9 protein-coding genes and 1 pseudogene are annotated in these 9038 nt (G+C 66.5%); 7 read left to right on the forward strand and 3 right to left on the reverse strand.

The features are described from left to right. The first annotated feature begins 74 nt into the window (after positions 1-74). From ACFY3D_RS31790 to ACFY3D_RS31805, 4 genes are all read left to right on the forward strand, one after another. Positions 75-1535 (forward strand): NAD-dependent succinate-semialdehyde dehydrogenase, encoded by a 1461-nt coding sequence (locus tag ACFY3D_RS31790; RefSeq protein WP_362906223.1) that lies wholly within the window; start codon positions 75-77, stop codon positions 1533-1535. After that, entirely contained in the window at positions 1532-1732 is a 201-nt protein-coding gene (locus ACFY3D_RS31795; protein ID WP_389986261.1) for a hypothetical protein, read from the forward strand. The genes ACFY3D_RS31790 and ACFY3D_RS31795 overlap by 4 nt, the downstream gene beginning before the upstream one ends. A gap of 1 nt (position 1733) precedes the next feature. After that, entirely contained in the window at positions 1734-2972 is a 1239-nt protein-coding gene (locus ACFY3D_RS31800) for an iron-containing alcohol dehydrogenase (RefSeq protein ID WP_389986264.1), read from the forward strand. 418 nt (positions 2973-3390) lie between these two features. After that, positions 3391-3573 (forward strand): transposase, encoded by a 183-nt coding sequence (locus tag ACFY3D_RS31805; protein ID WP_389986286.1) that lies wholly within the window; start codon positions 3391-3393, stop codon positions 3571-3573. A gap of 60 nt (positions 3574-3633) precedes the next feature. On the opposite strand, the gene ACFY3D_RS31810 is transcribed toward ACFY3D_RS31805, so the two are convergent. Then, on the reverse strand, positions 3634-4113 hold the full coding sequence (locus ACFY3D_RS31810; RefSeq protein WP_389986267.1) for a Tn3 family transposase: 480 nt from the start codon (positions 4111-4113) through the stop codon (positions 3634-3636). Positions 4114-4119: 6 nt separating this feature from the next. On the opposite strand from ACFY3D_RS31810, the pseudogene ACFY3D_RS31815 reads away from it, so the two are divergent. After that, positions 4120-4479, forward strand: a pseudogene (locus tag ACFY3D_RS31815) (transposase); the annotation flags it as partial. A gap of 26 nt (positions 4480-4505) precedes the next feature. On the opposite strand, the gene ACFY3D_RS31820 reads toward ACFY3D_RS31815, so the two are convergent. Beyond that, complete coding sequence (locus tag ACFY3D_RS31820; RefSeq protein ID WP_389986270.1) at positions 4506-4934, reverse strand: RICIN domain-containing protein; 429 nt, start codon at positions 4932-4934, stop codon at positions 4506-4508. Positions 4935-5745: 811 nt separating this feature from the next. Beyond that, entirely contained in the window at positions 5746-6225 is a 480-nt protein-coding gene (locus ACFY3D_RS31825; protein ID WP_389986274.1) for a Tn3 family transposase, read from the reverse strand. 297 nt (positions 6226-6522) lie between these two features. Here ACFY3D_RS31825 and ACFY3D_RS31830 point away from each other — a divergent pair, with 297 nt between their 5' ends. Both ACFY3D_RS31830 and ACFY3D_RS31835 read left to right on the forward strand, forming a co-directional pair. Beyond that, on the forward strand, positions 6523-6981 hold the full coding sequence (locus tag ACFY3D_RS31830; RefSeq protein ID WP_389986277.1) for a hypothetical protein: 459 nt from the start codon (positions 6523-6525) through the stop codon (positions 6979-6981). Positions 6982-7465: 484 nt separating this feature from the next. Next, entirely contained in the window at positions 7466-8875 is a 1410-nt protein-coding gene (locus ACFY3D_RS31835; RefSeq protein ID WP_389986280.1) for a hypothetical protein, read from the forward strand. The last annotated feature ends 163 nt before the right edge of the window (positions 8876-9038 follow it).

Genomic DNA, 9038 nt, shown 5'->3' on the forward strand with positions numbered 1-9038 from the left:
CGTTCGTCAACGCGCGTGGCGCGACCGCGGAGGTCACGCCGGACATCACCAAGCACATCACAGGAGGCGACGCGATGAGTGACCCGATGAACGTCCTGGCCCCCGAGCACCGGCGGCTCCGGATCGGCGACGCCTGGCGCGACGCCGCCGGCGGAGCCACCTTTGCCGTCGAGGACCCGGCCACCGGCAAGACCATCGCCGAGGTGGCGGACGCCGACGTCGTGGACGGGCTCGCCGCTCTGGACGCGGCGAGCAAGGCGATGGCGGAGTGGGCGGCGACCCCGCCGCGAAAACGGTCGGAGTTGCTGACCGCGACGTACCGGGCACTGACCGAGCGATCCGAGGAGGTCGCCCGGCTGATAACGCTCGAGATGGGCAAGCCGCTCGCCGAGGCTCGCGGAGAGGTGGCCTACGGCGCCGAGTTCTTCCGTTGGTTCGCCGAGGAGGCGGTGCGCGTCGAGGGACGCTACAACACCGCTCCCGCCGGTGGATATCGCATCCTCACCGTACCGAAGCCGGTCGGACCGTGCGTCTTCGTGACGCCCTGGAACTTTCCGCTGGCCATGGGTGCCCGCAAGATCGCTCCTGCGCTGGCGGCGGGCTGCACGACGATCACCAAGCCGGCAGCCCAGACGCCACTCACCATGCTGTTCCTGGCCCGCATCATGGAGGAGGTCGGCGTCCCCCCGGGCGTCGTCAACGTCGTGACGACAAAGCGTTCCGGCAAGGTGGTCTCAGCACTGCTGGCCGACCGCCGGACCCGCAAGCTTTCGTTCACCGGGTCGACCGAGGTCGGGCGCGTGCTGCTACGACAGGCGGCGGACAACGTGCTGCGCACCTCCATGGAACTGGGCGGCAACGCGGCCTTGATCGTGTGTGCCGACGCTGACCTGGACGTCGCGCTCGACGGTGCCATGGTGGCCAAGATGCGCAACATCGGGGAGTCCTGCATCGCGGCCAACCGGATCTACGTCGAGGAGCCGGTGCGCGAGGAGTTCACGGCGCGCTTCGCCGAGCGGATGGCCGCGCTCTCGGTGGGCCACGGTCTCGACGACGGCGTGAACGTCGGGGCGCTGATCGACGAGCCCTCGGTCACCAAGATCGACGAGCTCGTCGCCGACGCGGTCGATCGCGGCGCCCGTGTCCTGGTGGGCGGCGAGCGTCCGGAGGGGCCGGGCCACTTCTACCCGCCTACGGTCCTCGTCGACGTGCCCGAAGACGCACAGATACTGGAGGCGGAAATCTTCGGCCCGGTGGCGCCGATCATCTCGTTCACGTCCGACGACGAGGTGATGGCGAAAGCCAACGACACCGAGCACGGCCTGGCCGGATACGTCTTCACCCGTGACCTCCAGCGGGCGCTCCGGTTCGCCGAAGGGCTGGAGACGGGGATGATCGGCATCAACCGTGGCCTGATCTCGGACCCGTCGGCTCCGTTCGGAGGCGTGAAGCAGTCCGGGATCGGCAAGGAGGGGTCGCACGAGGGCATCTTTGAGTACCTCGACGTCACCTACGCCGCGATCGACCTACCGTGACCGGCCCGCGGCTCCGGGTGCCCACCGAGGATCACCGCATCGCGATGGACCCGAGGGCGCCCGGGCACGACCGGATCCGGGAGTCCGGCACGCGCCTGCGCCACCCGGCAGCCAACCCTGCCGACGCCGTCCCGGTCTCGCAGGTGACCTGGACGTCCGCCCAGCAAATCACCGCCGACGTTCCAGAGAGGCACTGACATGCTTGAGACCGTCCGCGGACCACGCCAGCTGATAGTGGGCGAAGGGGTCGCGCAGAACATCCCACGAGTGGTGGCCGAGTGCGGCTCGCGACTCCTCATCGTGACCGACCGGGTTCTTCTGGGGCAGCCGGGCGTGGCCGAGATCGTGGCCGCCGTGCGGGAGAAGGTCGAAGTCGTCGGGGTGTTCGCCGACGCGACTCCGGACGTGCCACTCACCGATGTCGCCCTGGCCGTCTCGGTCGCCGCAGAGGTGGACGCCGACGTGATCCTCGCCATCGGGGGTGGCACGGTGATCGACCTCGCCAAAATCGTCGGCGTCATCCGGCGCCACGGCGGGACGCCGCGCGACTTCTACGGCGAGTCGAGGGTGCCGGGGCCGACGATTCCTCTCGTCGCGGTCCCGACGACGTCAGGCACCGGCTCCGAGCTCACGCCCGTCTCGGTGCTGACCGACCCGGACCGCGAGCTGAAGGTGGGGGTCTCCAGTGTTCACATCGTGCCCGACTTCGCCATCGTCGACCCCGAGCTCACCTACACCTGCCCCGCGACCGTCACCGCCTACTCCGGCATCGACGCGTTTTGCCACGCGGTGGAGAGCTACACCGCGCGGCCCCGGGCCCACGCACCTCGCGACCCGGTGGAGCAGGTCTTCCTCGGCCGCAACCCGATCACCGATCACTACGCGCTCCTGGCCGCGGAGCGGATCGCCCGCAGCTTGCCCCGTGCCGTCAGGGACGGAGGCGACAAGGACGCGCGCGCGGACATGTCCTATGGGTCCATGCTGGCCGGGCTCGCGTTTTCCCACGCGGGCAACGGGGCTCCGCACGCCCTCCAGTACCCCATCGGCGCAGCCACCCACACACCGCACGGCCTGGGCGTCGGGCTGCTGCTGCCCTACGCGCTGGACGCGGCCAAGGATGCCATCGGCGACCGGTTGGCCGTCCTCGCCGGGGTGTGCGGGCTCGACGTGACCGACGCCTCCGATGCCGAGGCCGCGGATACGTTCCTCACCTGGCTCGACGGGCTCCTTGCCGACATCGGCATCCCTGCCACCTTGGCGGACATCGGCGTGGCACGCGCCGACCTCCCGCGCTTCGCGGAGATGGCCAGTGGCGTCACCCGCTTGATCCAGAACCATCCGGGCCCGACCGACACCGCCAGCCTGACCGCGATCCTCGAAGCGGCCTGGACCGGGGACCGGACCCGACGCGTCCTGACTCCGGAGCAGAGACGGTGACAGGCCTTTCACCTGACGACGAGTTCCCTGCCCCACCCTGGGTATCGGAATTGTCGGCTACGCCGTAATGGGAGCCGCCCATTCCCCGGCCTGGCGCACGGCTGCGCGCCCACCAGGCCGGCCACAACCCCACCGGCCCACCTCGCTCCACGCGGTGACATAACGTCATCGTTCCACTGCGGGTAGATCAACGCGAGTGAACAACCGAATCGTGATCGCGTCTGCTCCCGGCCCCGACCAGGCCGGCCACCACTCCAAGATCATTTCACTGCCCACCTAACAGGTGGCCGGCGCTTCGGGCCTCGTCGCCCGTCTGCCCGGATGGGCCCCTGCGCGTCAAAATTTGAAGTTCGGATCTAGGTGAGGATCGGTGGTTAGCTGCCGTGACTGGCAGAACTCGGATGTGGCGCGCTTTGATGTGACCGATGCCGAGTGGGCTTTGATCGAGCCGCAGTTGCCGCTGGCGGCGACCGGGCAGCTGCCACGGCGGGTGCGCGACCAGTTCAACGGGATCTTGTGGCGGTTTCGCACCGGGTCCAGCTGGCGTGACGTCCCGGAACGCCACAGGTCGGCCTTCGAGGAGGCTGGGTGCAGGAGTTAGTGGTAGCGACCTGGGGCTTCTTCGTCTGTTAGTGATCCGTGACGTGATGGCCCGGAACTCCTACAGCCCCGGCAAGCCGCCACTGAGTTGATCAGTGGGTGCGGCGGCGGGGCGCCAGGATCTCAATGTGCCTACTGCCCCAATGCCGCACGATGCCGATACCGGCCTGTCCCCGGTCAGCCGCGCGTTGGCCGCCGCGATCGTCTCCGCGCGCAGATAGCCCTGGTCCACCTGCTGCAGCCGCGCCCGGGTCAGGGCGGGCACGTTCGGCTTCTCGATCGGCACCAGCCCGACGTTGTACGCTTCGGCCACGGTGAGGGCGGCCAAGCTCATCGGGAAATCCTCCATCCCCGCGTCGACGCCGGAGACATGGATGAAGTCCGCAGGCAGGCCGGTGCGGTCGAACACCTCCAGCAGCAGCTCGGGGAAGTCCAGTCGGGGCAACATACCGTCGACCAGGTTGCGCAGTTCCTTCATCAGCGGCGGCTCGGCCAGCGGACCGAGCTTCTCCAACCGCAGCCGGCCGCCGACGAACTGCACCGCGGTGTTGCCGTGACCGGGCCGGCGGGCCGGCCCCGGACTCGCCCCGCCGCGGTGGCCGCGGGCAAGGCCTACTCCTCCAAGGCCAACCGGGCCTATCTGCGTCGCCGTGGGATCAGTGCGGTCATCCCGGAAAAGAGTGACCAGCAAGCCAACCGGAAGAAGAAGGGGGCGGCCGACGGGCGGCCCGTCAGGTTCGATCCAAAGCGCTACCGGCAGCGCAACACTGTCGAACGCTGCTTCCAGAAGTTCAAGACCTGGCGTGGCCTGGCGACCCGCTACGACAAAGCCCCGGAGAGCTACGAGGCCGGGCTCTACCTCCGGGGCTCGATGATGTGGTTAAGACTCCTCACCTCAACCACATGATGATCCGATCTTCAAACAGCCTTTAGTTAGGGGACGGCCTTGAGCAGCCAGAGTTCGTTCTCGTCATGACCTGGTTCGAACTGCACCACGCGCGCGCCCGGGTCGGTGGAGGCGTTTGCGACTGCCAGCACCTTGCCTGAGTGCTTGGCGATGAGCCGGTAGACGCCCGCCTCGTGCTCCTTGAGGTACCAGATCTGGCTGGGGCTGCCATTGATGCCCCACTGCATCGCGAAGTCGGAGTTCTGGTTCGCCCAGCTGACGTCCAGGGCCTTGCCGGAGTGTTCGGCGATGAACTTGTAGCCGCCATCGGCAGGTTCCAGGTGGAAGATCTGGTTGGGCTTTCCGTGGGGGGTCCACTGGATCACCCAGCCACCGTCGGACATGTCGAATTCCTTGATGTCGAGGGCGAGCCCGGACTTCTTGTTGATCAGGGTGGCTCGGGCCGGGATGTCCATGGGGGTCCTCTCGAACTGGAGCGGTAGGTGGCGGTGTGCCGCTTTGTCTCCATAAGAGACGATTACGCATGGGAAATCACTCTTCGGCCGTGACCGCTTGCGGACAGGGTTCCCGCTGCAGGAAGGCGGCGGTAGCCCGTCGCCCCCCTCCTGGCTGGCCCTCCGCTCACGAACGTGTCCCCAGCCTCCAGGTGGCGGAGTGCACGCGGGGCCGTCCTATGGGTCCGAAGCCTCCGGCCAGCGTAGAGATCCGAACTCCGTACAGGCTCTAGTTCTCCTCGAAAACCCCGAACCGAAATGTGGGAGCGTCACGGCTTCATTTGGAAACCCTGGCTGCTATCACCCACTGGTCATTCTGTGGGAATCGGCCGTGATCGCTTACGGTCGGGAACGAACATTCCCGGCAACAAACGATCTCGCCGGGGAAGCGCCCGCCACGAGCCCTGGCGCCTGATCCTGAAGCTATGCAGCAGATCAGACGTAGACGTACAGGGCTGAATGCGTGCTCGTCACTGTGGTACAGCTGGCTAGATAGCCCTGGCTGTGATACCAGAGCATGTAAGACACGCATTGAGCATGTGGATAAGTCCCGATATAAACAGCGCCAGCGGCCACAGTGGTCGCACTGCTTGAGGCGGCAGCCGGGGTAGCAGCCGCCATGCTGCCACCGAAACCTAGAATGGCTATGAGGATTCCTGTTATCAGGTTAATCCGGCGCCCAGTCGTGCGCATGATGACATCCCTTCTGGATGTGACCTAGTCCCTACTGGTGGAAATCGGCAGCCATGGCGGCGGCAGGCGCTCATAATCCCTATCCCTTCAATGCATGGCGCCGTCGCGTTTCATCTTCGCTCACCCCACTCAAGATGCGGGTAAACCTGTCGGCAGTCAATACTGTTTCCACGACTTGATTAATATGTCTAATTTGGCCGATATCCCCATTTGGGAACGGAGTCGACTGGACAGTCGGCCGCGCGCTGGCCGGACAGGCCTGGAGGGCGTGGCTGAAGAAAGGGGGGTGGGCCTGCAACGGAACCGGAGCGCTAAGCCGGTTGCGTTGCAGGTCCCGGCGTTCAGAACAGCGGGGACAGGGCAGGGCCCGCCGGTCGGCGTTGGTGAGCATGGCGGCCCACTTCTCATCGGCGAGGACCTGCTGCATCAGCAGCGTGTTGACGTGCACGAGGGCGGACTGGAGCAGGTGCAGGGCGAGCATGGACACCTCCTGGGATTCCTTGTCCGCCCCGGCCAGGTCGCCGTCGGTGCCCTGCTCGGTTCCGTCGCCCGCGATCACAAGCGGGTTCCCGGCTCACGGGAATGGGTCTTCCCGCCGCGTACAGGCCGGCAGAGACAGACTCCGCATCCGAGATTCCGCAGGTGAGCACCTAAACGGCGGCGGGTGACAGCTTCGTCAACGGCACTCCTACTGGGTTCCAACCAAGTCGCAAACGCGTTGCTCCACAGTGACGCCATGCGCTCTCGTACCGGTGTCAGGTCTCCCTTACGCATGCGTTCCTCCAGCCGCCGCGGGGGTTCGCGCGGAACCCCGGGGAGCGGCGCCCTCCAGGAGTCGACCCTTATGAGGGTCTGCTTGCTCATCCTCGTGACCGTGGTGACGGTGGGATGGACCCTGGGGGGCACCGTTCCCGCAGTGGTCGACATCGGGCTGGCGACCGGTCTTACCGGCGCTCCCGGATCCCTGACAGTCCTGGAGTGCCACTCGGGGTCCAGCAGGACCAGCAGGCAGATATGCACGGGGAGATTCGTGTACGACGCCACCGGCGAGGAGGTGGCGGTCGGCGCCTTCTCGTGGGCCGAGCCTGGCTCTGTCTATCCCGCCCGGATCACCACTGGGCGCGACCGGGCTGGATTCTGGGGAATGAAGGGCGTCCTGGGAGCGCTCTTCGACTGCGTCATTGGCCTGATGCTCATAACCACGATGGGGATGTTCCTGAAACTTCGGTTCTTCCGCGGGCTGATCCTGATAGCGATGTTCGCAGTGGAATTCGTGGGATTGATCGTCGCTATCGTCGTGAGGGCGTTCTTATAGGGGTCGACAAGGCGCCCGCCGCACGGCGGGCGCTGGCGCTCGCGGACGGGGCTGCGGCTCTTCGGCTGGTCCCGGTCCACGACGCCACGACTCCGGCGACGGTTACCGAAAGAACCGCAGGCTCAGTCCTCCACTGGACCGAGGCCATCAAAGGGGTGAAGAACCCGCCCGCTCTTCCCGGATAATCAGAGTTGCCCAGGGAGTTCCGGGATGTCGAAGCGACGGCGAACAGCACTCACGACCGAGAACGGTCAGACCACCGCCGCCACCGCGACATCTGTGAACCCACCGCAGCCTGAACAACTGTCTGTACGACACCGTCGGGGCAGGGGGCATCGGGCTCAGATACTCACTCAGCGGGAAAGTGCGGTACGGATGCAGGAAACGCCGTCGGCCGACTCGGGCGGCGGGAAGCAGGACGGCAGATTGATCACGAATACGGATTGAAGCGAACGGCGCGTGATCTCTCCTCATCTCTTTGGGTATGAAGAATTCGGCTCTGGCCTGGATCGGTCACCCCCTGACCGTGATCTCCGTGGCGGTCCTGCTGCTCAACGACCACCTCTTCAAGTCGTTGTGGCCTGGTCTGGTGACCGGGAAGCTCAGTGACGTCGCCGGGCTGATCGTCGCCCCGCCCCTGGTCAACCTGCTCATCGGCCACCCCTGCGCATCCGTCCTGCTCACCGGTGCGGCCTTCACCCTCGTCAAGACCACCACCATCGGCGCCGCCCTCGCCTCGCAAGCCTGGACCCTCTTCTGGGGTCCCTCTCGGGTCCTGGCCGATCCCGCCGACCTCATCGCCTTGCCCGCCCTGTATGTCGCCTGGTGGATCTGGAAGCATCCCGACGTGCGAGCCGTACGGCTCGCACGGGCCGTGGTCGTCATTCCCGTCACCGTGCTGGCCGTGGCGGCGACCGGCCAGGTGGAGATCTACAAGCCGTACAGCGCCTATGCGGTCGACGTGATCGACGACGTGATCGTCGTTGCGACCCGCGGAGGCCTGTCACCCGGCCCATCCGTCGGGGCGGGCTTCGCCTCCGCCGACGCCGGGAATTCGTGGTCGAGATGGGACGGTCCGGTACCTGCCGTTCCGAAGATGTCGGCCTGCGTGCCCGGGAGGTCGGAGAACTGTTACCGGATCGTCCCCACCAGGCTCAAGGTCGAGGAGTCCAGGAACGGCCGGTGGGTGACGGCGTGGGAGATCTCTCCTGGCGACCAGGACCGGCTGGCGAGAGCTCATGCGCCTGAGTACCCCGAGCACACCGAGGCCGTCGCGTCGTTGGGGATCGCGGTCGGGAAGCTCTCCGGCGGATACGTCGTGGTCGTGGCCAACGGTGCGGACGGAATCGCCCTGCGGGACGCCTCGGGTTCCTGGCGTCGGCTGGGCTGGACGGAGAAGGGATTCGACTCCTCGAACGCGGTGTCGCTGACAGCACCGGGAAGATATCCCGACTCCCTCCCCGCCGTGGCGCTACTGGCCGCCCTCGCGGCGGGACTGGTGACGCTCGGATGCGGTGTGCGAAGGTCTGACTTCGCCAAGGCCGCGCTGGCGCTATGGGTGGGAGTCTGGGCGTTTCATTCGGGGGTGAACACGCCGATCCTGTTCAACCCGTTCGCTGTGCTCTTCGCTGCGGTGCTGGTGCCCGCCGGGGTGACTGTCATGATCATGAGCGCGGTGCGGGGCGGAACACGGCCTCGGGTGTGGGCGATCGGTACGGTCACCGCGGCTGTCGTCTATTACGCGATCATGACGCCCTTCTACGTGTGGAGCACCGGGGAACTGGAGTACTACACATCGGCCGTCGGCCTGTCCGTCACCCTGGGGCTGGCAACGTTTTCCACGGGCGTCCTCGCGGCGATCAAGCTGAGAGATCCGCGAAGAGACGTTTCGTGAGCCCTGGTCCATGGCCACCTAGATCGCGCAACCCAGTACGTGGACCAGGCACATGCACCGCGGCGCCCTGAATCGCTCCGATGCTCCTATGTTTGTCAAGCGGCGACGCGAAGATCGTTGCTCGTGGTGTTTAGGCTGGTGAGGACTTTGAAGAGCTCTCGGG

The sequence above is a fragment of the Streptosporangium sp. NPDC000509 genome (assembly GCF_042898365.1).
Taxonomy (GTDB): Bacteria; Actinomycetota; Actinomycetes; order Streptosporangiales; family Streptosporangiaceae; genus Streptosporangium.

What these genes read in the sequence shown, in the direction of transcription:
- ACFY3D_RS31820 (WP_389986270.1), bottom strand. Translation starts at nt 4,934, where the DNA reads ATGGACATCCCGGCCCGAGCCACCCTGATCAACAAGAAGTCCGGGCTC.
- ACFY3D_RS31790 (WP_362906223.1), top strand. Translation starts at nt 75, where the DNA reads ATGAGTGACCCGATGAACGTCCTGGCCCCCGAGCACCGGCGGCTCCGG.
- ACFY3D_RS31835 (WP_389986280.1), top strand. Translation starts at nt 7,466, where the DNA reads ATGAAGAATTCGGCTCTGGCCTGGATCGGTCACCCCCTGACCGTGATC.
- ACFY3D_RS31800 (WP_389986264.1), top strand. Translation starts at nt 1,734, where the DNA reads ATGCTTGAGACCGTCCGCGGACCACGCCAGCTGATAGTGGGCGAAGGG.